Annotated in this window: 22 protein-coding genes, 1 pseudogene and 1 riboswitch; of the genes and pseudogenes, 13 read left to right on the forward strand and 10 right to left on the reverse strand. The window is 37.8% G+C overall.

Annotation, left to right across the window (positions count from 1 at the left end; genetic code table 11):
- Window positions 1-54: 54 nt before the first annotated feature.
- The 5 genes and pseudogenes from G4Z05_RS14445 to G4Z05_RS14465 all read right to left on the reverse strand — a co-directional run bounded on the left by G4Z05_RS14445 (window position 55) and on the right by G4Z05_RS14465 (window position 6,383).
- Entirely contained in the window at window positions 55-693 is a 639-nt protein-coding gene (locus G4Z05_RS14445) for a Bax inhibitor-1/YccA family protein (protein WP_163252516.1), read from the reverse strand.
- Between the two features lie 54 nt (window positions 694-747).
- Window positions 748-1,149 (reverse strand): large conductance mechanosensitive channel protein MscL, encoded by a 402-nt coding sequence (gene mscL, locus G4Z05_RS14450; RefSeq protein ID WP_163252517.1) that lies wholly within the window; start codon window positions 1,147-1,149, stop codon window positions 748-750.
- Window positions 1,150-1,288: 139 nt separating this feature from the next.
- Window positions 1,289-2,521: an aminopeptidase gene (locus G4Z05_RS14455; RefSeq protein WP_163252518.1), complete on the reverse strand. Its 1,233-nt coding sequence runs from the start codon at window positions 2,519-2,521 to the stop codon at window positions 1,289-1,291.
- A 389-nt stretch (window positions 2,522-2,910) separates the two neighbouring features.
- Window positions 2,911-4,187 (reverse strand): annotated as a pseudogene (locus G4Z05_RS14460) (MDR family MFS transporter).
- A gap of 105 nt (window positions 4,188-4,292) precedes the next feature.
- Window positions 4,293-6,383 carry a DNA topoisomerase III gene (locus G4Z05_RS14465; protein WP_163252519.1) on the reverse strand — a complete coding sequence of 697 codons (2,091 nt, stop codon included), beginning with the start codon at window positions 6,381-6,383 and terminating at the stop codon, window positions 4,293-4,295.
- Between the two features lie 355 nt (window positions 6,384-6,738).
- On the opposite strand from G4Z05_RS14465, the gene hutH reads away from it, so the two are divergent.
- Window positions 6,739-8,256 carry a histidine ammonia-lyase gene (gene hutH / locus G4Z05_RS14470; RefSeq protein ID WP_163252520.1) on the forward strand — a complete coding sequence of 506 codons (1,518 nt, stop codon included), beginning with the start codon at window positions 6,739-6,741 and terminating at the stop codon, window positions 8,254-8,256.
- Window positions 8,257-8,396: 140 nt separating this feature from the next.
- Here hutH and G4Z05_RS14475 read toward each other — a convergent pair whose 3' ends face one another.
- The gene (locus G4Z05_RS14475; RefSeq protein ID WP_163252521.1) at window positions 8,397-8,600 is read right to left on the reverse strand and encodes a hypothetical protein; all 204 of its coding nucleotides are present in this window, start codon (window positions 8,598-8,600) and stop codon (window positions 8,397-8,399) included.
- 137 nt (window positions 8,601-8,737) lie between these two features.
- Here G4Z05_RS14475 and G4Z05_RS14480 point away from each other — a divergent pair, with 137 nt between their 5' ends.
- Entirely contained in the window at window positions 8,738-9,112 is a 375-nt protein-coding gene (locus tag G4Z05_RS14480; protein ID WP_163252522.1) for a DnaJ family domain-containing protein, read from the forward strand.
- 451 nt (window positions 9,113-9,563) lie between these two features.
- Window positions 9,564-9,650, forward strand: a riboswitch (cyclic di-GMP riboswitch).
- A 29-nt stretch (window positions 9,651-9,679) separates the two neighbouring features.
- Complete coding sequence (locus tag G4Z05_RS14485; protein ID WP_338036767.1) at window positions 9,680-9,853, forward strand: anti-repressor SinI family protein; 174 nt, start codon at window positions 9,680-9,682, stop codon at window positions 9,851-9,853.
- Between the two features lie 56 nt (window positions 9,854-9,909).
- Here G4Z05_RS14485 and G4Z05_RS14490 read toward each other — a convergent pair whose 3' ends face one another.
- Window positions 9,910-10,236 (reverse strand): helix-turn-helix domain-containing protein, encoded by a 327-nt coding sequence (locus G4Z05_RS14490; protein WP_163252523.1) that lies wholly within the window; start codon window positions 10,234-10,236, stop codon window positions 9,910-9,912.
- Between the two features lie 237 nt (window positions 10,237-10,473).
- On the opposite strand from G4Z05_RS14490, the gene map reads away from it, so the two are divergent.
- Window positions 10,474-11,223, forward strand: coding sequence for a type I methionyl aminopeptidase (gene map / locus G4Z05_RS14495; RefSeq protein ID WP_163252524.1), 750 nt, complete (start codon window positions 10,474-10,476; stop codon window positions 11,221-11,223).
- Window positions 11,224-11,257: 34 nt separating this feature from the next.
- On the opposite strand, the gene G4Z05_RS14500 is transcribed toward map, so the two are convergent.
- The gene (locus G4Z05_RS14500; RefSeq protein WP_038539679.1) at window positions 11,258-11,482 is read right to left on the reverse strand and encodes a DUF1128 domain-containing protein; all 225 of its coding nucleotides are present in this window, start codon (window positions 11,480-11,482) and stop codon (window positions 11,258-11,260) included.
- A gap of 324 nt (window positions 11,483-11,806) precedes the next feature.
- On the opposite strand from G4Z05_RS14500, the gene G4Z05_RS14505 reads away from it, so the two are divergent.
- Window positions 11,807-12,163: a YtxH domain-containing protein gene (locus G4Z05_RS14505; RefSeq protein ID WP_163252525.1), complete on the forward strand. Its 357-nt coding sequence runs from the start codon at window positions 11,807-11,809 to the stop codon at window positions 12,161-12,163.
- Between the two features lie 21 nt (window positions 12,164-12,184).
- Window positions 12,185-13,021 (forward strand): YihY/virulence factor BrkB family protein, encoded by an 837-nt coding sequence (locus G4Z05_RS14510; protein WP_163252526.1) that lies wholly within the window; start codon window positions 12,185-12,187, stop codon window positions 13,019-13,021.
- A 268-nt stretch (window positions 13,022-13,289) separates the two neighbouring features.
- Here the strand turns inward: G4Z05_RS14510 and G4Z05_RS14515 are convergent, their stop codons facing one another.
- Entirely contained in the window at window positions 13,290-15,209 is a 1,920-nt protein-coding gene (locus G4Z05_RS14515; RefSeq protein WP_163252527.1) for a heavy metal translocating P-type ATPase, read from the reverse strand.
- 296 nt (window positions 15,210-15,505) lie between these two features.
- Window positions 15,506-16,687 carry an MFS transporter gene (locus G4Z05_RS14520; protein ID WP_163252528.1) on the reverse strand — a complete coding sequence of 394 codons (1,182 nt, stop codon included), beginning with the start codon at window positions 16,685-16,687 and terminating at the stop codon, window positions 15,506-15,508.
- A gap of 181 nt (window positions 16,688-16,868) precedes the next feature.
- On the opposite strand from G4Z05_RS14520, the gene cax reads away from it, so the two are divergent.
- The 7 genes from cax (at window position 16,869) to rlmD (ending at window position 24,643) form a co-directional block, all read left to right on the forward strand.
- Window positions 16,869-17,936 (forward strand): calcium/proton exchanger, encoded by a 1,068-nt coding sequence (gene cax / locus G4Z05_RS14525; RefSeq protein WP_163252529.1) that lies wholly within the window; start codon window positions 16,869-16,871, stop codon window positions 17,934-17,936.
- Window positions 17,937-18,489: 553 nt separating this feature from the next.
- Entirely contained in the window at window positions 18,490-19,116 is a 627-nt protein-coding gene (locus G4Z05_RS14530) for a YczE/YyaS/YitT family protein (RefSeq protein WP_163252530.1), read from the forward strand.
- A gap of 100 nt (window positions 19,117-19,216) precedes the next feature.
- Complete coding sequence (locus tag G4Z05_RS14535) at window positions 19,217-20,005, forward strand: YfkD famly protein (protein ID WP_205597579.1); 789 nt, start codon at window positions 19,217-19,219, stop codon at window positions 20,003-20,005.
- Between the two features lie 153 nt (window positions 20,006-20,158).
- Window positions 20,159-20,359, forward strand: coding sequence for an SE1561 family protein (locus G4Z05_RS14540; RefSeq protein ID WP_038539706.1), 201 nt, complete (start codon window positions 20,159-20,161; stop codon window positions 20,357-20,359).
- Between the two features lie 238 nt (window positions 20,360-20,597).
- Window positions 20,598-22,145 (forward strand): FumA C-terminus/TtdB family hydratase beta subunit, encoded by a 1,548-nt coding sequence (locus G4Z05_RS14545; protein ID WP_163252532.1) that lies wholly within the window; start codon window positions 20,598-20,600, stop codon window positions 22,143-22,145.
- Window positions 22,146-22,307: 162 nt separating this feature from the next.
- Window positions 22,308-23,105: a delta-lactam-biosynthetic de-N-acetylase gene (gene pdaA / locus G4Z05_RS14550; RefSeq protein WP_163252533.1), complete on the forward strand. Its 798-nt coding sequence runs from the start codon at window positions 22,308-22,310 to the stop codon at window positions 23,103-23,105.
- Window positions 23,106-23,266: 161 nt separating this feature from the next.
- On the forward strand, window positions 23,267-24,643 hold the full coding sequence (rlmD, locus tag G4Z05_RS14555) for a 23S rRNA (uracil(1939)-C(5))-methyltransferase RlmD (RefSeq protein WP_163252536.1): 1,377 nt from the start codon (window positions 23,267-23,269) through the stop codon (window positions 24,641-24,643).
- Window positions 24,644-25,377 lie beyond the last annotated feature (734 nt).

Consider the following 25,377-nt stretch of genomic DNA (forward strand, 5'->3'; position numbering starts at 1 on the left):
AATAAAGAAAAGAGGGTGCCCTAAAAGTTCTTTAGGACACCCTCTTTTCTATTATTAATCATCATTACTTGAAAGAATACCAAAAATACGTAGGATGCTGACGAATAGATTAATAAAGGCTAAGTATAAGCTTAATGCCATTAATGGAACTTCTTCTGCGCTGACTCCGTAATGTTTCATTCGGCTCACATCAAAAAGAACGTATCCGCTAAAAACTAGGACTCCGATAAAGGAGTAGGCAAGCATACCTGTACTGCTTAATGGAAAGAAAATATTAAAGATTGAAATGGCTACTAATGCCAATAAAGCGGCCAATAAGAATCCACCTAAGAAGGAGAAGTTCCGTTTAGACTTCGCAGCATAGATTGCTACTCCTGAAAATACTACCGCAGTAGTGGCAAAGGCCATTACCACAACATTGGCACCCGCTGTTGAAGCATAATAAGCAACAATTGGATACAAAGTGATACCAGAAATAAATGTAAAAATGTATAAGAATGAATAGGAGATGGCTTTCTTTCTTCTAAAAAAAACAGCAGCGAGAATCATAACAAATTCTAAAATAGCTAGTGGCAAGAATAAGGCAGGTGGAACAAATACTCCCGCCATTGTGCCTACAAAGGCAAATGCTAATGATAGGGCAAATGTCCTCAAAACAGAAGGCATAAAATTAGCAGATGTTTGTGTATACAATTTTCCTTCACCTCATAAAAAATTCTATACTAGTAACATATACGGAAAAAGTGGTCAAGATGTTTCATTTTTTGTAGAGTTTTCTTTTTGTTCTTTTAATAAGTCACGAATTTCTGTTAATAGTTCTTCTGTCCGATCGATGATTAATTCGTCTGATTTTTGTTCCTCTTTTTTCTTAAAACGGTTTATGATTTTGATAAATAAAAAAATAGAAAAGGCAATGATAAAAAAGTCTAGAACGGATTGAATAAATTGCCCATATTTCACTTTAGCCTCTCCGAATTGAATTATGAGATCTGTAAAGTTGATTCCTCCTGATAATAGGCCAAGTATTGGTGTTAGTATATCTTCAACAAGTGAGGAGACGATTTTTCCGAAAGCACCGCCGATGATAACTCCGACAGCCAGATCTAAAACGTTCCCCCTCATTGCAAATTGCTTAAATTCATTCCACATATTTCATCCTCCTTGGTTGTTTATTGTAACATGATGAGTTGGGAAGAAAAAGTCGCTAAGGCATTATGTATTTTCACCTTATAACAAAAAAAGCAGGAGAAATATCCTGCTTTTTAGTAAATGAACTCACTCGATTAGATTAAAATGCCCAGTTCCCGTTTTTGAAGATTGGTTCTCTTTTTCCGTCGGCAGTAATTCCGTCAATATCCATTTCAGAAGAACCAATCATGAAATCAACATGGGTGATACTTTCGTTAAGGCCGTTTTCTTTTAATTGTTCAGGGGACATATTTTTACCGCCTTCAATACAGAACGAATAGGCACTTCCGATTGCTAAATGGTTGGAGGCATTCTCATCAAACAATGTATTAAAGAATAAAATATTTGATTGTGAAATGGGTGAGTTATGTGGAACAAGGGCCACTTCTCCAAGATATTGAGATCCTTCATCTGTATTAACAAGTCTTTTTAAGATTTCTTCGCCCTCTTCTGCCTTTACATCGACAATTTTTCCATTTTCAAAAGTAAGGGAAAAACGATCTATGATATTTCCTCCGTAGCTAAGCGGCTTTGTACTTGCAACTGTACCGTTGACTCCAGTTTTAAGAGGAACAGTGAAGACTTCCTCCGTCGGCATATTAGCCATAAATTCTACGCCATTAGGATTAACGCTTCCGGCTCCGACCCACAGATGGTTTTTCGGTAGCTCAATCGTTAAATCTGTTCCTGGTGCCTTATAATGAAGCTTCCAATAGCGTTTTTTATTTAAGTAGTCAACTTTTTCGTGAAGTGTTTGATCATGTTTCTTCCAGGCTTCCACTGGATTTTCTGAATCAACGCGAACCGCTTTGAAAATGGCTTCCCAAAGTTTTTCTACTTGTTTGTCCGAAGGTTCATCTGGGAATACCATAGCTGCCCAAGCAGGAGAAGGAGCGGCGATGACCGTCCAGCTGACCTTGTCGGATTGAATTGCCTGACGATATTTTGATAACGCTTTCCCAGCTGTCTTTTGGTAATTGGCAATTCGTTCTGGATTTATCCCTTTTAAAAGATCAGGGCTTGAAGATATAACGGACATAAAAGCGGCACCTTTTTCCGCTAAATCTTCCAACTCTTTAGCGCGCCAAAGAGGGTATTCATTGAAGGCTTCATCGGGTGCCAATTCATATTTTGTTTTAGTGATTGCATCATCACTCCAATTGACAATGACATTATGTGCGCCCGTTTCATAAGCTTTTTTAACAACTAAACGTATAAATTCCGCTGCATCCAAAGTGGCATTGATCACAAGGGTCTGCCCTTTTTGGATATTCACCCCAACTTTTACGGCTAGTTCTGCATATTTCTCAAGTTTTTTTTGAAAATCAGTCATTTGTCTAATCTCCTTATAAAGAATATTTGTGAATAAACCTGAGGTATTGTATGTAGGTTAATTTTATTTTAGCTGTTTTATTTGGAAAAAGGAACTAATTAACGTGTAGAAAATTAAGAAAAATAAAAAAACAGTAGAAAGATTGGATATCTACTGTAGTTTGCTTCCATATATTTTTATATTTAAATAAACACCTGCGGAAAAAAGGATGAGGAAAGTTATTATCCCTGACCATGATGTGGGGGAAAAGAAGTTAGCTAATTGCAATACTTTCACCGCCTCTGGAAAATGTAAAAGCTTTACAAGTTAAGTATACTAGTAATAGGAGTAACTGTGAATATTTTGGCACATATATTTGACAAAAATGTGAACTAACTAAAATGGGGATCTTACGAGGATCCCCATTTTAATGATTTCTTTTCAAGTGAATAAAACATTAACCAGTACAGAGCGGCACTAAATAGAGCTAAAATAAACAGAATAAAGAATGTCCAGTTGTAACCAATCCAAACCGTCATTGGGATGGAAAGAGGAGCTATAGTTCGACTGATGGTAAAACGCAGGCTAGAAGCAGCAAAATATTGTCCTCGCATATGTGGTGGCGCGATCTTAGAAACAAAGCTTTGCTGTAATCCGGCACCCATTAGTTGTCGGCAAATGTAAAAACCGCCATCGCAAGAATAAGCCCCCAAATCCATTCTGTTTGACTAAACAATACAAGTGAAAGCGCATAAACAATAGAAGAAAGGACAAATACATTTCGTTCATAATAACGACTCATCCACTTTGTAACTGCAACAGTAAAGATAGCAACTAGAAATCCATTTTCAGCGAGTACAATCCCAAATGCCTGCTCTCCAGCTACGGTGTGAGACCAATCCCCAATCGAAAACAGACTCTGCTCTTTCACAACATCCTTAATATAAACTGGCAGTAGCATATCCAATTGCATAAAGGTCTGTCCTGCTAACACCCCAGCTATAATGAATAACAAGAAAGTCCTATCTTTAATAATCTGTGAGTATTTCTTTAGTTGTTTTTTTAAGACATCATACCATTTCTCGTTGTCAGATAACGCGGATCCTTTACTTACAGGTGCTGTTTCACGAGTCCATTTTGTCAATACGATGCCAAGTGTGATACAAACCACTCCGGCTAAAAGCAACAGCTGGAAACGGTAATGAACATAAAAAATAGCACCTAATAGTGGGCCGATCACGACAGCAATATTAAGAGAGGTATAAAAAACAGCAAAAACATTACTTCGCTGTTTTTCATCTACCACATCAGCCACCATGGCCTGGCTTGCGGGCCAATAAAGCGACCCGAAAATACCAGCAAATGCAAATGAGATAAATCCTACCCAGGGGGATTGTATCCATGGTGAACTTGCTACACCAAATATAAAAAAAGAAAGGCCTTGGCCGATAGATGAAAACACCATCATTCGCTTACGTCCAAATCGGTCAGCACAGTAGCCTCCCAATAAATTGGCTATAACTGAAAAAATCTGGGAAAATACCAACATAAATCCGGCCCTATTTTTTCCAAATTCATCCGCAAAATAGATGGATAAAAAAGGGAAAAACATCCAGTAAGTAATGTTCATGGCCGCCTCGGCAAATAGGCGGACTTTTAGATTTGAATCCCAATCTCGTATTCTCATAGAAATATCCCCAGTTTCATTCCGTCATTTCTTACCCATTCATCATACTATTCGCGAGGAACCCAAGACAAGAAAAAAGATAGGCGCCACTGCCTATCTTCTTAATTACTTCTTATCTTGTAATGCTTGTTTCAGCAAATCCCCTAAACTGGTACCAAAATCATCTTTTTGCGAATATTTTTGTAGAAGTTTGCGTTCCTCACGTTTATTAATAGTTTTTTTTCTTTCTTCCGCTTTTTCCACAATATTACATGGTCGACATTGGAAGTATAATCCGGCTTTTCCTTCGTGCATTTCCATTTTCTTATGACATTGCGGACAGCGGCGGTTGGAGAGCTTCGGATCCTTTCTTCTGCGATAACGACAATCTAAGTTGGAGCAGACAAGGAATTTTCCTTCTTTTGTATTTCTTTCCTTTAAAAAAGAGTTGCATTCTGGGCATTTCGAACCAGTTAAATTATGGGCCCGATAGGTTTTTTCACTGGATTTAATTTCTGAAACCAATTGTTCAGTCTGACGGCGGATTTTTTGTAAAAAGGTTTTTGGATTAGCCTTTCCTTTTGAAATCCTTTCAAGTTCCTGTTCCCATTTTGCGGTTAACTCCGGTGATTTTAATTCCTCATTCACCAGCTCAATCAGTTGTTTGCCTTTTTTAGTTGGGTGGAAACGTCCGTTTCGACGTTCTACTACCTCTGTCTCAACCAGTCTCTCAATGATTTCCGCTCTTGTTGCTGGGGTTCCTAGGCCGAATTTTTCCATTTGTGATAGTACATCTGCTTCGGTATAACGTTGCGGCGGTTCCGTCCATTTTTGATGAATCGTTACATTTCGTACTGAATAAGCTTGTCCTTTAACCAAATTCTCTTCACCATTTGCTTCCGGTACAGTTTCTTCTTTGCCCAATACTTTTTTAAACCCTAAATCGATAATAACCTTTTCTTTTGCGGTAAAGGTTTCTCCTTCTACATCGAAAGTGGCGTGAATGGTTTCATACTCATAAGCAGGTAAGAAAAGAGTGAGAAAACGGCGGGCAATCAAATCATAGATTTTCCGTTCATCTGTATCCAGCTCACTTAAATTCAGACGTTGTTCGGTTGGAATAATCGCATGATGGTCTGTTACTTTTTCATTGTTAAAAACACGTCTTGCAAAAATTTTCCCCTTAGCAGCAAATAGTGGACGAACCTCATCCATATACCCTGATGCCATCCCTTGAAGGCGGTCAATCATCGTTGCCATCATATCTGTTGTTAAGTAACGGGAATCTGTACGAGGATAAGTGACCAATTTGTGTTGTTCATATAACCTTTGTAGGACGTTTAGTGTTTTCTTTGCCGAGAAACCGAATCGTCTATTTGCATCCCTTTGTAATTCGGTTAAATCATATGGCAATGGCTGTGGTTCGGATTTTTTCTTTCTCTCGATTTGCTTTAGTATCGCTTTCTTTCCATTTACTTTCTCTAGGATATGCTCCGCTGTGGACTTGTCAAAAAGGCGCTGCTCATTATTCTTTTCCCAGTTAGCCGAAAGCTTGCCTATATCTGCTCGTATGTTCCAATATTCTTTCGGGACAAATTTTTGGATGGTTTGTTCCCGTTCAAAAATCATGGCAAGGGTTGGTGTCTGTACCCTTCCTGCAGATAGGGGATCTTTATATTTAGTTGTTAAAGCCCGAGTCACATTAAGTCCGATTAACCAGTCTGCCTCGGCACGACAAACAGCAGAATGGTATAAATCATCAAATTGCTTTCCCGGCTTTAATTGTTTAAATCCTTCTTTTATAGCTTTATCTGTTTGTGAAGAGATCCATAATCTTTTAATAGGTTTTTTCCAATGGATTTTTTCCAGAATCCAACGCGCCACCAGTTCACCTTCACGTCCGGCATCTGTAGCGATTATACATTCTTTTATATCCTTTCTTTTCGCTAATCCCTCAATTGCTTTAAATTGATGGCTCGTTTTTTTAATCACTTTTAAGCCCATTTTCTGAGGAATGATTGGCAGGTCGTCTAAATTCCAGTTTTTATATTTCGTGTCATAATGCTCAGGCATTTTTAGTTCGATCAAATGACCAAGCGCCCATGTTACAATATATTGCTTTCCTTCAATATAACTTTTATGCTGATGGGTGCAGCCAAGCACGCGGGCAAGATCACGGGCTACACTTGGTTTTTCTGCAAGAACAAGAGATTTCATAACTGCTCCTTTCAGGTAATGCACTATATTACCTTTTATAGTATAGCGAAAATACTTCCTGTTTTGGAATAGAAGGACTTAGGAATTAACTTAATGTCCTGTTTTAATGTATTTGAAAATAAATGAAAAATTATTATGATATAAAGATTCAGAAAATTCGATTGACAGAATTCGTACTATCCCATAAAATTATTATCACAGTTATCTTTAGAATAAGAATGGATGATCATTATGAGGCATCTTCAAAAAATTAAATTAGATGGTTTGTATTTACATGAGGCTGGATTCCAAATCTAAATGAAATGGAATCCAGCCTCTTTCTTTATTTTACTAAAGTGGTAGAGGAGTGGGAGAAATGATTACTTTAACAGGTAATAGTTTAACTTTAGAGCAAATGAAGGAAGTTTTATTTAATAAGAAAAAGGTACGTGCTTCGGAGGAAAGTTTAAGAGCTGCACAAATGAGTAGAGAAGCTGTTGAGAAGATCGTCTCTGAACGTAGAGTTGTATATGGAATAAATACAGGTTTCGGAAAATTTAGTGATGTTCTTATTGAAAAAGAAAATGTTAAAGATCTTCAATTAAATCTCATTCGATCTCATGCTTGTGGAGTGGGAGAGCCCTTCCCAGAGGTCGTTTCTAAAGCAATGGTACTCCTTCGTGCCAATGCCCTTTTAAAAGGCTTTTCTGGAATAAGACCATTGGTTATTGAACGTCTAATTGAATTAGTCAATAAAGATATCATCCCTGTTATTCCACAGCAGGGGTCACTGGGAGCTAGCGGAGATTTAGCACCACTTTCTCATCTTGCACTCGTTGTCATAGGAGAAGGAGAGGTCTTTTACAAAGGAAAACGGATGGATTCTTTGACGGCACTTCAAATGGAAGGAATGCTCCCACTTACATTAGAAGCGAAGGAAGGACTTGCATTAATTAATGGTACCCAAGCAATGACAGCAATGGGGGTTGTTGGCTATTTGGAAGCAGAGCAGCTTGCCTATGAAAGTGAGCTTATTGCTGCTATGACCATGGAAGGATTAAACGGAATTATAGATGCATTTGCCGAAGAAGTTCATGTTGCAAGGGGATATAAACAACAGATCGATACAGCAGCAAGAATTCGTCAATATTTAAGTGATAGCTTATTAACGACGATGCAGGGTGAACTCCGTGTTCAGGATGCTTATTCCCTGCGTTGTATTCCACAGGTACATGGGGCAACCTGGCAGGCACTTGATTATGTAAAAGAAAAATTGGAAATTGAAATGAATGCGGCTACGGATAATCCTTTGATTTTTAATGATGGAAAGATGGTAATTTCAGGTGGGAACTTCCATGGACAGCCCATCGCCATTGCAATGGATTTTATGAAAATAGCTGTTGCAGAGCTGGCCAATATTTCAGAAAGGCGGATTGAAAGATTAGTGAACCCGCAATTAAATGATCTTCCTCCATTTTTAAGTCCACAGCCTGGCTTGCAATCTGGAGCAATGATCATGCAGTATGCGGCTGCCTCTCTTGTTTCTGAAAATAAAACACTAGCACACCCAGCGAGTGTAGATTCCATTCCATCTTCAGCCAATCAAGAGGATCATGTGAGTATGGGGACCATTGCATCTAGACATGCGTATCAAATTATTCAAAATACAAGAAGAGTATTAGCCATTGAGATGATATGCGCGATGCAGGCGGTGGAGTATCGGGGCGTTGACAAAATGGCTGTGCAGACAAAGAATTTTTATGAAAAAGGCCGTGAGTTGGTTCCATCCATGAAACAAGACCGGATCTTTTCAAAAGATATAGAAAAGCTGGCGGAGTGGCTAAAAACCGTAGATTTTTCCCAATTTATGCGAACATTAAAAGAATCCATTTAAGGCACCATTTTATCGTAAGGGGGGGAATTTGGCCATCATTAATGTCTTTATGGATGGAGGAGCCCTCTTAGATGTTCAAATAAGGATGGATGTTACTAGAACATGCCTCATAAGTTAAAGGCGTGAGCAATACTCACGCCTTATCCTTCTGTTTGTTCAGGGAGTACGCGTCCAGTGTCTTGACGTTCTTCCTCTGTTTCTATCCTATTTTTGAAAGCTTCCTGGACAACAATCAGTTCCTCATCCCCAATGGCATCTCTGGAATGTCTTTCCGTCATTGAATGTTTAGGGAAATCCCCAGGATGGTTCTTATTTTTGTGATGAAAATGATGTCCACGTCCCATTCTTACCACTCCTTTCTTCCTCGGATGTAGCATTCCCAACTGAAGAGCAAATCAATCCAATTGTAAGAATTTAACATATAATGACAACTTCAACCCTGCTATAATGAATAGAGTGGATTTTTTTAGGAGGAAAAAACATGGATTTGTTTCATATCATTGCTGAAGAGCGGATTCAAAAAGCATATAAAGACGGGGAATTTGACAATCTAAAAGGATATGGAAAACCACTAGAACTTGAGGATTTGTCAAGCATTCCTGAAGAACTGCGCATGGCATATAAAATAATGAAAAACGCTGGCTATATGGAGGAAGAAAGTTCTCTACACAAAGAAATGATGACGATTGAGACCTTAATGAAAAAATGTGATGATCGTGTAGAAAAAGTGGAACTTCAAAAGAAATTAAATGAAAAACTTCTTCGTTGGAATCAAATCATGTCAAAAAGAGGGGTCAAGACTCATTCAGCTTTATTTAAAAACTATGAACATAAAATCGAAAAAAGATTCAAATAAAAAAACTGGCAAAGTGTTTATTTCAATCACTCTCTGCCAGTTTTTTCTTTTTGTTTACTTGGTTTGCACATCTTGTCAAGCAAATAACCAGCCAATACGATAAAAGCGATTGGAATGGAAAAGTTTAAAACATGAATGATTGTCATCATGAATCTCCTTTAATAAATTTTGAATATTAATAATATTTATTATTATTATATGTAAACTGTCACAATTTAGACAAATTTTATTGGTGATTTTTATATAGAAGATTCATTATTCAGACTAAAGAAAAATGAAATATGTTAAATTTTGTCAGAAAATAAAGTGTAAATGTGGAAAAAATGTGACAAAATCCAACACACTAATAGGAAAGGACTATATATAATGTATTTGAATAGTCGGAATGAACTGAAAAACCTCAGGTATATGGTGAGAAAGAGGATATAGGTATCATTCTAAGGTTAACAGGTGCAGAAAAAGGCAAACTTGTTGAAAAACAGGGACGCAAAGCCGAGGATCTAAGGTAAGAAATTACTATGATGGCCGGGCTGCCTGGAATACGATTAGTATTTTAGGAGTGAAACGATGACTAGGATGAATACGCAGGCAGAAGTGATGGACTTAGAATGGATAGATCTCATGTTGGAAGCAAAAAAATTAGGATTATCGGTGGAAGAAATTCGTGCTTTTTTTCAGGAAGCCTTATCAGGAGAAATTCTTGGTACATATGATAAGAAAAATGCATCCTGCGAATTGTAACCTTTTGCGGGATGTTTTTTGTTTGGTATATGATAATTGTTGAGTAGTTGGATTTTTTAATTTTTATTTTGGTTTTTCCGCCATTTATTAAATTCTAGGAACTCACGAAATTGATCTTTAGATACTCCGGATTCCATTGCTTCCTTAACTAAATTCATCCATTCAGTATCTAGTTCAGTTTCATCAATTGGATCTTGAATTAATTGTTGAACAGGAATATTTAGTACAGCTGCAATTTTTTCTAGAAACTGAATAGAAGGGTTCTTTTGGAGATTTCTCTCTAAAGAGCTTAAATATGACTTTGCCACTCCTGCTTGTTCTGCAAGCTCAGAAAGTGACATTTTCCTTTCTTGACGAAATTTTTTTACACGATCTCCTATCATATATCCCACACACCTAATAAATAGTCTTTATAAAAATATTCTATCAAAAAGAACAGAAAAGAACTATGATATAGAACATCAAATACTATTTTCCCAATCGAATTGTATTTTTGAAAAAAATCGAAGATGAGGTTAATATTAGGTTGTTGTTAATATGATGAAGTATTTACTATTCTCTTTTCCGTCATTGTTATTCATACTAAGAACAATTTATTATTTTAAAGGCAGGTAATTTAAATGATAGTCCTTAAATCACCACGTGAAATCGAAGCAATGCGAAAGGCAGGAGAAATCCTTGCGGCTTGTCATAAAGAAATTGCTAAACTTATTAAACCAGGTATCACTACTTGGGAAATTGACCAATTCGTTGAGAAATTTTTAAAAAAACATAATGCTACTCCTGAACAAAAAGGTTATAAAGGATATCAATATGCAACATGTGCAAGTGTCAATGATGAAATTTGCCATGGATTTCCTCGGAAGGAGCCATTAAAAGAAGGAGACATTGTCACCATTGATATGGTTGTGAATTACAATGGAGCATTAGCGGATTCAGCTTGGACCTATGCAGTTGGCAAGGTTTCGGATGAAGTTCAGCATTTATTAAAAGTGACAAAGGAAGCTTTGTATAAGGGGATTGAACAGGCAGTACCAGGAAACCGCATTGGTGATATCGGACACGCCATCCAGACCTATGTTGAGGCGGAGGGGTTGTCTGTTGTTCGTGACTTTATTGGTCATGGGATTGGGTCTGTCATTCATGAAAAGCCGGATGTTCCTCATTATGGGCTACCAGGAAAAGGACCTCGGATCAAAGAGGGGATGGTTTTTACGATTGAGCCAATGGTTAATATTGGAACGTTCTATACGAAGATGGACCCAAATGGCTGGACAGCTAGGACGGTAGATGGAACGTATTCGGCTCAGTATGAGCATACGATAGCCATTACAAAAGAAGGCCCGATTATTTTAACGAATCAAGAATAGAAGATAAAAAAATAACAGATCCGCTTTGGATCTGTTATTTTTTTCGTAAGTTGCCCAGTTCCTCAGCTAGTGCCTGCATTTCACTAGGACTGAAGGAGTTTTTTCTTTGGACCATTTCGTAAATTTCTTTTAACTCTTCGTACATTTCTTCGTCAAAGTGGGAAGGTTTAATTGCACCTAGGTTTAGTACTTTTAACTTTTCTTTAATTTTCTCTATCATGTATTCCACATTTTCTGCCGATTTTTGTGATAAGTCCATGTTCGTCACCCTTTCTTGTTAATATGCTCCAGCGTCATGCGCTTCGGGAAAAATAAGATAATATCTTATCGAATTCGAGATCTGTCAACTCCAACGCCCTAGCTACTATAATTCATTAGTCTTCGCCCTATGATCAGTCATCATCGAATCACCTTCGGTTCATCGTGTTTCCTTTATCTGAGTTTGTCATACGACACCGACCAGGGCGCTTCCGCTTTTCTAATCTTTTCATTCCTATGGGTAGATGTCAATAAAAATTTAAATAGGGTATAATGTTGGCAGTAATTTCATTTATTAATAAATAGAGAACAAGGAGAGGTTAAGATGACCAGGAAAAATTATTTTTGGAAGGGGATCTTCCTCGGGGCTATTGCCGGAGGCGCCATTAGTTTATTAGATAGAGAAACTCGCGAAACGATGAAGGAAAATGTCCAAAAGGTATCTGGTAAGGTTTCTTATTTGGTTCAAAACCGGGCTGAAATCGTCAATCAAATGAAGGATACAGCAGCAAAGTTGAAGTCTACTTTTGAACAGGTAAACGAGGATGTCGCTTTTATTATGGACAAGGTGGAGGATTTGAGAGAGTTGACTCCAAAAGTGACAGATGCTATTAAGGATACGAAAGAATCCTTTACACCTACAGCTGATTCAGAACGGATGAACGAAAAGGAGTATCATTAAAGCAATAAAGGAGAGGTGATGATGAAGAATAATGGAGATGTTCGCTCTTCCTTGATTCGTTTGCTTTGGCACAGAATTGAAGAAGATGATCTTCCAGGAATGAGTGCCCAATTAGCCTATTATTTTCTTCTTTCACTATTTCCGCTATTAATTGTCATTTTTACATTACTACCTTATCTCCCAATCCCTCATCACGATATTTTAGGAGTGATTCGAGGGTTTGCCCCACCTGAGGCGATGGAGCTTATTGAAAAAAATGTGAATGAGATTTTGACCCATCGAAATCGTGGGTTATTATCTTTTGGAATTATTGGTACGATTTGGTCTGCTTCAAATGGGATTCATTCCATCGTAAAGGCGTTTAACAGGGCATATAATGTAAAAGAAAGCAGATCGTTTATCGTTTCTCGTGGAATGGCTATATTGTTGACGTTTGGGATGATTTTAGTTTTTATTGTAGCGATTATTTTACCAGTATTCGGCAGGGAGATCGGGCTGTTTTTATTTTCTACATTTGGCTATACGAGTGAATTTTTAAGGCTTTGGAATACATTGAGTTTAGTGGTGAGTGCAGTAATTTTGTTCCTTATTTTCACAGGATTGTATTGGATTGCCCCAAATGTGAAATTACGCTGCCGAAGTGCCTTCCCTGGGGCTGTTTTTGCAACGGTTGGCTGGATTATTTCTTCTTTAGGTTTGTCCTATTACGTTGGAAATTTTAGTAACTATTCTGTCACGTATGGAAGCATTGGAGCTATTATTGTGTTAATGCTTTGGTTGTACATCTCTGCCTTTGTTATTATTTTAGGGGGAGAAATTAATGCATTTTATAGTGAAAAAAATCGAGAAAATTGTTAATAAATCCCCATTATGAAAAGCTTTTATCTGCCCACACTAGAAGTGAACGGGAGGACTTAGTGAGCTCATCCCGTCTTAACTTTGGGGGGTAAGACAAAATGACAAAGCATACAAAAAAAGATGGCAGTACGAAACAAAAAGCGAAAGGCAGTAAAGGGAATAAAACCTCCAGTTCTGCAAACGGTTCAAACAGTTACCATTAATGATTTGAAAAAAGGCCGTCCGTTTATTTTGGACAGCCTTCTTTTTTTTGTGCCAAGGAAGTTTTTTATTTCAATAGTCTTAGCCCATTTAATATAACGAGAATGGTGCTACCTTCATGACCAATAACACCAAACGGTAAATCAATGAATTGAAAGAAGTTGGAACAAATTAACACCATAATTACGGTTATGGAAAAAATAACATTCTGCTTAATTATCTTATTCATTCGTTTAGAAAGATTAACTGCCTCTGCAATTCGTGCCAAATCGTTTTTCATGAGCACGATATCTGCTGTTTCTAATGCAACATCGGTTCCTCCGCCCATGGCGATGCCCACATTGGCTGTAGCTAATGCAGGTGCATCATTGATCCCGTCACCTACCATGGCAACATTATTATATTTCGACTTTAATTGTTTCACGTATTCTACTTTTGTTTCTGGTAAACATTCGGCAAAGTACTCATCAACTTGACTTTCCTTAGCAATGGCTTTCGCGGTTTTTTCACTGTCGCCAGTAAGCATGATGGTATGGATCCCTTGTTTCTTTAATTGGTTAATGGCGGCCTTCGTTTCCTCTCTAACTACATCTTTTAAGGCGATAATCGCACATAACTCCCCGTTTATCGCTATATATACCAAGGTGCTCCCTTTACTGGCCAGTTCTTTGGCTTTACCTGATGCAAAGGAATCAGCGACTTCTTTTCCTACAAAGGCTGCTTTTCCTATTTTCCATTGGTTCCCTTGAATCACAGCTGTAACTCCCCAGCCGGGAACATCCTCTAGGCTTTCAGGATAAAAGAGCTCCTTATCAATAGAATCTTTTGCATATTTCACAATCGCTTGGGCAAGTGGATGAGTCGAATGACTTTCAATTGAGGCTGCGCCCCATATGATTTCTTCCTTATCCAAATCTTCCCGAACGACGACCTCAAGCACTTCAGGTTTTCCCTTTGTAAGAGTTCCTGTTTTATCTAAGGCAATGGCACCGAGATGACTCAGGTTTTCCAAATGAACTCCGCCTTTAATCAAAATGCCATGTCTAGCTCCGTTTGAAATAGCGGAAAGGGTTGCCGGCATAATGGAGGCGACAAGTGCACATGGAGAGGCAACGACCAATAAAATCATCGCCCTGTAAAAAGATTCCTGCCAACTCCAGTCAAGCAGAAAGTGCGGAAGGAACAACATGGCTACTACGACAAGTAAAACTACTTTGACATAAGTTCCTTCAAAACGTTCAATGAAAAGCTGGGACGGTGATTTTTCACTTTGAGCGGATTGAACGAGCTGAATGATTTTTTGAAAAAGAGTTTCATTGCTTTCCTTTGTAACACTAACAGTGATAGAACCGGACATATTTACTGTTCCAGCAAATACTTCTTCATTGACTCCCTTTGAGATAGGCATGGATTCTCCCGTAATAGCTGCTTCGTCAATCGTTGATTTCCCTTTCATAATCACACCGTCAGCAGGAATTCTTTCACCCGGTTTAATAAGGATCTGGTCTCCAATACATAATTGGGAAACAGGGATTTTTTCTTCATAACCGTTTGAAACCAAAAGTGCTTCTTCAGGTTGCAACTCCATGAGGGAGGAAATTTCTTTGTGGCTTTTGTTCATTGTATATGTTTCAAGTGCACCGCTGACAGCAAAGATAAAGATGAGAATCGCTCCTTCTGTCCAATAGCCGATAAGGCTTGAGCCAATCGCTGCAAAAATCATTAGCATTTCTACATTTAACTCTTTATTTTCAATGGTCTCCTCCAGACCTTCTTTCGCTTTGGCAAATCCCCCAATAACAAAGGCCATTAAATATGCAATGATGGATCCTGTACCTTGGCCATACTTATCCAATAACCAACCAGCCAAAATAAGAAGACCGCTCATACCCGCCGCTATCAATTCGGCATGTGGTTTTATTTTTTCAATCCAACTTACTTCTACATTTTCCATTCTTTTCTCTAATCCTTTTGTTTCAGGTACCATTGTTTCTCCTCCTTTTGCTCCTGATTATTAGCCACTTTGGCATTTTTCTTCTAATTGAGAAAAAGAATCAAATTCATAACCCCTATAAAACACGAAAGCTGCCACCCAATGGTGACAGCACAAATTCTTGATCGCAACATTATTTTTTCTTTTATTTTATCATACAGTTTACGCAGGTGGAATGTTTTTGCTTATAGATTACTAAAAAAGATTCCAATAACACCATCCCTTATCATATTTGCGTCATAAAAAAGAGACAGTTTCAATCGTATAAAGAATGTTTTTGGTCCATTCCATTACCTAGAAATTTCTTGTTCTATCATACAGTATGATTTTTTTCCAAACACAAATAGGATGACTGAGACAATGAAGAGCAAGGTACTGATGATATAGAAAAAGCTGACATTCTCAAAAAATTTGATAAATAACCCTCCGAAAATAGGTCCACTTAAGCTCCCTAGGCTAAAAAAGATTCCACAGAGCAGATTTCCTGTTGGCAATAGATTTTTTGGAACTAAATCGGCCATATAGCTAATGCCAAGTGAGAAGGTGGAACCGACCATCATTCCGGATACAAGGAAGGCTATAAAAAGACCGATAAACGAGTGTTCGAGAAAACTGGCTGTAGTGAAACTTCCAAACCCAAGAAAAAGAACGGTCATTAAGACATTCCTTCGTCCGTATTGATCACTTAACATTCCAAGTGGGAGCTGGGTAATAATACTGCCGATTGCAAAGGCAGAAAGAACAACAGAAACGCTTGAAACATGGATATCCATTCTAAGTGCATAAATAGGGAAACTGCCATTTAAGGAAGCCTCCAAAAATCCATAGACAAAAGGTGGTAAAAAAGCTACCCAACCATATTTAAAAGTGCTCCGGAATTGCTTGATAGTTGCTAGAAAGGAGTTGATTCCGGCTTCCTGCTCCGGCCATTCATTGACTAAAGTGAAAACAAAAATCCATCCTATGAAACAAAGGAGGGAGGAAATAATAAACGGTAAAGCTTCATTTACGTTGACGAGCGGTGTCATTAATGGGCCGGTAGCAAATCCAATCCCGAAAAACAAACCATAGATGGAAATATTTCTTCCTCTTTTTTCTGGTGATGAAAAGGAGGTGATCCATGTTTGAGTAGCAAAATGCAGGGCGTGATCACCAATCCCGATAACTAACCTTAGGACGAACCAAAACCAAAAGGATTTCCATACGGGAAATAGAGCGAGAGCAGCGACCACTAATCCGCCTCCGAAAATAATGACAGGTTTGTATCCAAATTTTCTAAGCGGGGGTTCCATGAAAGGAGAAATGAGTAAAATGCCTAGATAAAGAGCAGTCGCATTTAATCCATTTAAGGAGGAAGATACCCCGCTATTTTCAAATATAACGGCTATCAACGGAAGAAGCATTCCTTGAGAAAAACCTGAAATTGCGACGATGCTGACAAGGATCCAAAATCGAAAATAACCTTTTTTCATCTGACGTTCCTCTATTTCAATACGTTTTAATCGATGGTATCTGGAAACCTGTATTTTTGCAAGAAAAATGTTTCCATTTTTTTATGAAAATGGTAATCTCTTTATAAAAAATTTTTTCTTATTAACTCGAAAAATAAATTAGATAACTCTTTGGCAAAACTAGAATATATGGAGGGAAATTATGACGAATAAAATTTTTATGCTAATGACGTTTATTGGTGTCCCACTTTCTGTCATTGGAAGCTTAATGCACTGGCCGACAATGATTTTATTTATTATTTATTGTTTATCCATCGTTGCTCTTGCAAGCTATATGGGAAGAGCGACTGAAAGCCTAGCCATTGTGGCTGGGCCACGAATAGGTGGGTTGTTAAATGCTACATTTGGTAATGCGGTTGAATTAATCATATCGATATTTTCTTTAAAGGCAGGATTAATTGGAGTGGTCCTGGCCTCTTTAACTGGTTCTGTAATAGGAAATCTTTTGCTCGTTGCAGGATTATCCTTTTTCGTGGGAGGATTAAAATTTAAACGCCAACTCTTTAATGTTCATGATGCAAGACATAATTCCGGGCTATTAATGTTTGCAATCATTGTTGCTTTTGTGATTCCAGAAATATTCTCAATGAATATGAATGAAACGAAAACTTTATCCTTGAGTGTTGGAATATCGATTATTTTAATTGCACTTTATTTAGCTGCCTTATTCTTTAAACTAGTTACCCACCGGGGGGTTTATCAAACGGAAGAATCTGAAACAGCTGCCGAAAACGGTCATCATGAAGAGCCAGAATGGGGGAAAGGCAAATCCATTTTGATCCTTTTATTATCTACTTTGGCAGTAGCATATATATCAGAAAATCTTGTTCATACTTTCCATTATGTAGCCGAAGCATTTGGTTGGACAGAACTTTTCATCGGGGTAATCATTGTCGCTATCGTGGGTAATGCAGCAGAACACGCCTCAGCGATTGTCATGGCCTACAAAAACAAGATGGATATTGCGGTAGAAATTGCAGTAGGTTCCACTTTGCAAATTGCTATGTTTGTAGCACCAGTATTAGTACTCCTCTCTCTTTTATTTGAAAAGAAAATGCCTCTCGTATTTACATTGCCAGAACTCATCACTATGGTAACCTCTGTTCTACTAATGGTTGTCATCTCTAATGACGGAGAATCTAACTGGTTCGAGGGTCTGACCCTACTCGCTGCCTACATTATTATGGGAATAGGCTTCTATCTGCTCTAATAAGGTGCGGACATTTAGATCAAACAAACGAGGCTAAGTCCGATAAGGTCATTAAAAAAGACCTTTTCAGGCTCAGTCTTTTTTCTTATTGGGATTATTCGTTCCAATTGAGAACGGAGTCCCTGTACAGAAGGGGAAGAACGAGGCATGCACGTCCATGGAGAGCAAGCATCCTGGAATGAAAATGAATGGAGCAAACAAAAAGGGGTGTCCTTAAAATTGAGGACACCCTCTCTTTCATACTTTTTCGGTGAATCTTTAAGTTCCTGTGCTATAATGGTAACGCACGTTTTTCATACATTAGGGTAAAACCAATCGCTTTTTTATGGGATCATCAATCACCAACCTTCATGTTTGAATGATCTCAGGATAAACACGAGTGTTGACTGTCATGTATGAGAGAATCCCAACCTCCTTATGTGGATAATGAATTAGCGAATGGATAGCGGCCCTCCTTTTTAAAAGGTTAAGCTAATTATAAATTAAAATTCAAATTTTGTAAATGTTCTGATTATTACAATTCTGTTACGTTACTTTACATCTGGGAGGAAATATGAACTTTCTTATTCGACTAGCATTTTATTGTATTGGATTATTTATCATGACTTTTGGCGTATGTATGACGATTAAAGCGGATTTAGGGGCTGGCGCATGGGATGCCTTAAATGTGGCATTAACTGATCATCTGGGCCTTTCAATTGGGAGATGGGTCATGATTGATGGCGCGATTCTTGTATTTATTAACGCACTACTAGTAAAAAGGAAACCAGATTTCCTGTCATTTTTAACCATTATTGTTATAGGATTCATGGTCGATTTTTGGATGTATATGATATTTGAATCTTGGCAAATCCAACCTTTTATTATTAAATTAATTACATTAATTTCTGGTATTTTAATTATTGGAATGGGGATCTCTTGTTATTTACAGGCGAAATACCCGCAAAGTCCAATTGATAATTTTATGTTAGCTTTAAAAGAACGATTTCATATTAGTTTAGGGATGGCTAAAACAATAGGAGAATTAACAGCCTTTATCCCCGCATTATTGTTAAAAGGACCTATTGGAATCGGGACAATTATTATCACGTTTGCGATCGGACCGTCGATTCAATTGTTTTTTCCTTTCTTTGATAAATTTATGAGAAATCTCCAAGCAAAATATATGAAATTAACTTAGGAGAATGGATAATATAGTTGAACTCCGAAAAAACTATAAGCAAATTATTTCATGCTACCGAAAGGAGTTCACATAGGTGAAAAGTATTGTATCTGTTCTTATGACATTGTTTCTAATGTTTCCTTTTTTACCAGTTACGTACGCTGCTGAAAAAGCGCCTGCAAAAAAGCAACCAATTAGCTATCAGATTCCTTCATCTGTCCGAAACATAGCTAAACAAAATACTTATCCTAATTCAACACAGGATTTACCTTTACTGCAGCCGAGTGAGTTAACAAAAAAACTGATCAATTCGTCTAATGTAAAGATTGAAAATCCTGATTTAATTCGGATGTTAAATGAATCAAGTATTAACAGTACCCCATTTGCACTTGGCTACCGAGCGATCATTTATCTTGGTCAATGGCCATTGAATTATGAATCATCGGAAACAGCACCGAATTGGGAATATCAAAAAATTAATACGAACTACTTTGATAACCGTGGGGGAGATGTACCTTACCAAATCAAATACGTACAAGAGACACAAAAAATTGTACGAGGCGGATTAACAGCTAAGATTCCCAATGCGGAAGATGTTAAAAAAATGATGCTCTTAAAAGCTATGGAGAAAACGAAGTTACCGCTTGCATTTGAAACAATTATTGGGGCTGGAACGAAAAATGACCATATTTATAATATCCCTGCCAATCGTCTCGGGTATTTATATGCTTATGCCCCAGCTGTGAATGAAAAAGGGAAAGTTACCTACGGAGAAGTATATTTAATGTTGAAAGGGAATAAGAAATTTATCGTGATCAAAAATGTCACTTCCCAAGGAATTGGGGCCTGGATCCCTGTTCAGGATCACGTTTCATTTGGATTTGTTGTATCTGAAAGACCTAGATGATGACAATAGATCACAGCACTCCTGCGACAAAAGAGCAGGAGTTTTTTAATAAATTAAGAAAGTATTGATTGACTTTGAGAAATTTTTAGTAATGATTGCGAAAGTGATAAGACCTCGGTAGAATAGAAAAGGAAATTGAAAGGAGAGAGTCGAGTGGGCAGTCCAATCCATGATAAACACACACAGGTCGATTTCTTAAAACATCGTCTTAATATGTTTCTTGATATCCTTGATTCCATCAATCCAGAAGAAGCGGATTTAGAGGATATTGATCGATTAATTTCAATGATTGATGAATTGGAATCTAAGATAAAAGAATTTAAAAATCGTGAGTTAAGCGAGTCTGTGAAATAGCAGACTCGTTTTATTATGTAATAAAGGTATTTTGAATGGAAAATGATCTCGCAGCTTTTGGGAGGAAGGCATACGCCGCTAAACAGGGGGCTTACGCTTTTCTTATATGAAATCGATTGCAGTCAAAGCCTTTTATTCTTGTATGTATAGGAGTATAATTAAACATGTCAAAAGTTGTAATGAGGATTAAGGAATAGCAGAGATAAAGATACGGGCAATGGGAAAGGGGAATTTGAACGTGAATATTGAAAAATTTCAAGAAAGCATGTATAAGCTGGTCGTTGAAACTTCCACTAAGCTGCCAAAAGATGTACGCCGTGCGATAAAGGCGGCTAAGGAAAGAGAAAATGCTGGTACACGAGCAGCGATGAGTCTTGCAACGATTACTAACAATATAAAAATGGCAGATGAGCAAGTGTCTCCCATCTGTCAAGATACGGGTCTTCCAACTTTTAAAATTAAAACCCCAGTGGGTGTTAATCAACTTGAATTAAAAGAAGCTATTAAAAAGGCCATTGTTCAGGCAACGAAGGAAGGTAAATTGCGCCCGAACTCTGTTGATTCGTTGACTGGAGACAACAGTGGCGATAACCTTGGAATTGGCCTTCCAGTGATTAAATTTGATCAATGGGAAAAAGATTATATCGATGTTCGTCTTATTTTAAAAGGCGGAGGTTGTGAAAATAAAAACATTCAATATAGCCTTCCATGTGAGCTAGAAGGTCTTGGTCGTGCAGGTCGTGATCTTGATGGAATCCGCAAATGTATCTTGCACTCTGTATACCAGGCACAAGGACAAGGTTGTAGCGCAGGTTTTATTGGAGTTGGAATTGGTGGAGACCGTTCCTCTGGTTACGATTTAGCAAAAGAACAATTATTCCGTCCGGTTGATGATGTGAATCCAAATGAAGATCTTCGCAAGCTAGAGGAGTATATTTTAGAGAATGCCAATAAATTAGGTATCGGAACTATGGGCTTCGGTGGTGAAGCTACCCTTTTAGGATGTAAAATTGGCGTCATGCATCGTATCCCAGCTAGCTTTTATGTTTCTGTTGCTTACAATTGCTGGGCATTCCGTCGAATGGGTGTAAGCGTGGACGCTAAAACGGGAGAAATTATTGACTGGGCATACCAAGATGGCGAGTTTATTGATTTTAAAGAAACTGAGGCAGAAAAAGAAGCGGCAGCTGCAGGAACTTCAGAAAAAGTCATCACTCTTCAAGCACCAATTACGGAGGAACAAATTCGCTCATTAAAAGTTGGGGATGTCGTACAAATTAACGGCATGATGTATACTGGCCGTGACGCCATTCATAAATATTTGATGGATCACGATGCTCCGGTTGATTTGAATGGTCAAGTCATTTACCACTGCGGACCGGTTATGTTGAAGGATGAAGATGGTAAGTGGCACGTGAAAGCCGCTGGTCCGACAACTTCGATTCGCGAGGAACCATATCAAGGAGATATTATGAAGAAATTCGGTATCCGTGCTGTAATCGGTAAAGGAGGTATGGGTCCTAAAACATTAGCTGCCCTTAAAGAGCATGGCGGTGTTTATCTCAATGCGATCGGAGGAGCCGCCCAATACTATGCAGATTGTATTAAAGAAGTCGAGGGAGTTGACCTCTTACAGTTTGGTATCCCTGAGGCAATGTGGCATCTCCGTGTAGAAGGATTTAAAGCTGTTGTTACAATGGATTCCCATGGCAATAGCCTTCATGCGGATGTGGACAAATCTTCTTTGGAAAAACTGGCACAATTCAAAGATCCGGTATTTAAATAATGAAAAGGGCAGTCCCGATGATGAGGGGGCTGCTCTTTTTCATAAGGTTTTGTTTTGATTGTGTCAATGGTCTAGTAGAACCCGAAAATTTCCTTTAAATACTAATTATGTTTCCCCATCCAATACAAAAAATATAAAAAAAGAATTCAGGGGGAAATAGGGATGAAAAGATTTTTAAGCATATTTAGTATATTCTTTTTAATGGTTCCTAGCATTACCTTTGCGGCTGTTTCAAATAAACCCATTCATTGGGGATTTAAAAGAGCGATGAATGAAGAACCGGCTGAAGCAGGTCCAGAATACGATCAGATTTTAGAGAAATATGGAGCAGTCTATAAGGGCAGTCCTGATAAAAAAATATTATATCTAACCTTTGATAGTGGTTATGAAAATGGACAGACCGAGAAAATTCTTGATGTATTAAAAAAAGAAAATGTTCCGGCCACATTTTTTATTACAGGACATTTTTTAAAGTCACAGCCTGACCTTGCCAAGCGGATAGTTAAAGATGGCCACATTATTGGAAACCACTCTTGGAACCATCCTGATTTCACTCAAATAAGTGATGAACGGGTGCGTGAAGAGCTGCAAAAAGTAAAGGATGAAACAAAAAAAATAACCGGACAAAAAAAGATGAAATATCTGAGACCACCACGCGGCATTTTTAGTGAAAGAACGATGCAAATTGCAAAAGAGGAAGGATATACTCATATTTTTTGGTCTCTTGCATTCGTTGACTGGCATATTGGTCAGCAAAAGGGTTGGAGATATGCGTACGATAATATTATGAGCCGAGTCCATCCTGGCTGCATCATGCTCCTACATTCCGTTTCCCAGGATAATGCGGATGCTCTTGAAAAAGCTATCCAGGATCTAAAGAAAAAAGGTTATACATTTAAAAGCCTTGACTATCTAATGAAACAACAAAAAATAGAAAAGAAACAAACACCGGATTCGTAAGGAATTCGGTTTTTGTTTGATTCATGCTATAATACGATGAAACTATAAAGAATGGACTTAGCCTTGGAAGAAATGGAAAAACGTAATCAAGGCAAGGAGTCCGATTTATGTTAGATTCTCTGTATTTATGGAGAAGCGTTGAAAAATTTGGAGTGAACCGAATGAAGAAAGAACAGATCAAAATTCAACCAAAGCAAACCTTTCCTCTAACCATTAAAAGACTTGGAATCAATGGGGAAGGAGTCGGTTATTTTAAAAAGCAAGTTGTCTTTGTACCAGGAGCCCTTCCAGGTGAAGAAGTGGTTGTAGAAGCAACGAAAATTCACCCGAAATACGCAGAGGCAAGAATCAAAAAAATTCGTATCCGATCACCACATCGCATTAAACCTCTTTGCCCAGTGTACGCCCAATGCGGAGGTTGTCAGCTTCAGCATTTACAATATGACCAACAGTTAAAGGAAAAACGCGACATTGTCATCCAAGCTTTAGAGCGTCATACGAAACTAGATGTAAGCAAACTGGATATTCGCGAAACGATTGGCATGGAAAACCCGTGGGGTTACCGCAATAAAAGCAGTTTTCAAGTAAGGGAAAAAGATGGGAAAGTACTTGCTGGATTATACGGCCTTAATTCGCATCAGCTTATTAATATTGACCAATGTGCCGTACAACATGCACAGACAAATGAAGCCACTACACAAGTAAAAAAAATATTAGAAGACTTAAACATCCCGATTTATCATGAAAAAACGAGAAAGGGGCTCGTAAGAACAATTGTCACTCGTGTCGGAATGCAAACGGGAGAATTGCAAATAGTTTTGATTACGTCGAAAAAAGAGTTGCCTAAAAAGGACCTGATTATTCAGGAAATCCAAAAGCGACTTCCAAATGTGAAATCCATTGTTCAAAACATAAATGGCGAAAAAACATCACTTATTTTTGGAGAAGAGACACATTCCCTTGCAGGGCGGGAGTTTATTCAAGAAGTATTAGGTGATTTGCAATTTGAACTCTCAGCAAGGACCTTTTTCCAACTCAATCCCGTACAAACTGTTAAGCTTTATAATGAAGTGAAACAAGCCGCAGGTCTGACGGGTGTGGAAAAAGTGGTAGATGCCTATTGCGGAGTAGGAACAATCGGACTATGGTTGGCAGACAAAGCCGGAGAAGTACGTGGGATGGATGTCATCCCTGAATCCATTGAAGACGCGAAGAAAAATGCCAAGCGCCACGGCTTCACCAATACCAAATACGTTCCGGGAAAAGCAGAAGAAATCTTGCCTAAATGGGTGAAAAAAGGATGGAAACCGGATGTCATTGTCGTTGACCCTCCTCGTACAGGACTTGATCACCGTCTGCTCCAAACAATTTTACAAGTAGAAGCAAAAAAATTAATCTATGTTTCATGTAACCCATCCACATTAGCCAAAGACATCCAAACTTTAAGTAAGAAATATGAAGTAACATACATTCAACCTGTGGATATGTTCCCTCAGACCAGCCATGTGGAGTGTTGTGCGTTGCTTATAAAAAAATAAATATTCGGAAAAGCTCGTTTCGAAAAATAAATGAAACGGGCTTTTCCTATATTCGTTCAAAAAATCATTTGTAAACCGATAATAAATTTTTGGGGAACCGTTCTTTTATTTCAATTCGGTCAACCAAACGATATAGCATCTCAGGGGTTAATTTATTTAAATATACATATTCTTTTAATTTCGTTTTTTATATTTTTTGTTCCTATTTTAGACTGATATATCATTTTTTAGCTTAATTTTAGTGAAAAGTACAACTTATATAATCAGTTAAAGAAATAATTATGAAGCAGAACATTTTTTTAGGTTCTCTAATGGTTACATGATTTTTTTGAAAATGCTACGAAATTAATTCTGTATAGATGTTTAGTGAAAATCAAATGATTTCTTAATCAATTAGGTTTGTATTCAGAAAACTTAATTTCATATTCAAAATGCAGTTTTTTATAATAATCTTTTTCGATGAAGTCTGTAGGCTTAACTAGTGTTTCCGGCACCTCAAAATAATGTAAATTAACTTCCTTTAACATTGAATAAACAAATTGTGAACAAAACATAATGTTAGGTTTAAGTGACACTTTAGTTACAAGGCCAACTAAATTATATGCACTGGACCTACGTCAATATTCCGGACACAAATAAATTAAATTCCAAACCACTTTCTAATTTAAATTACAGTTACCTTTCGTGGCTTGACATGGAGCCTCGGCGGGCATGAGTTCTATGCCAGGAAGCCA

Source organism: Neobacillus thermocopriae (assembly GCF_010975035.1).
Lineage (GTDB): Bacteria > Bacillota > Bacilli > Bacillales > Cytobacillaceae > Neobacillus > Neobacillus thermocopriae.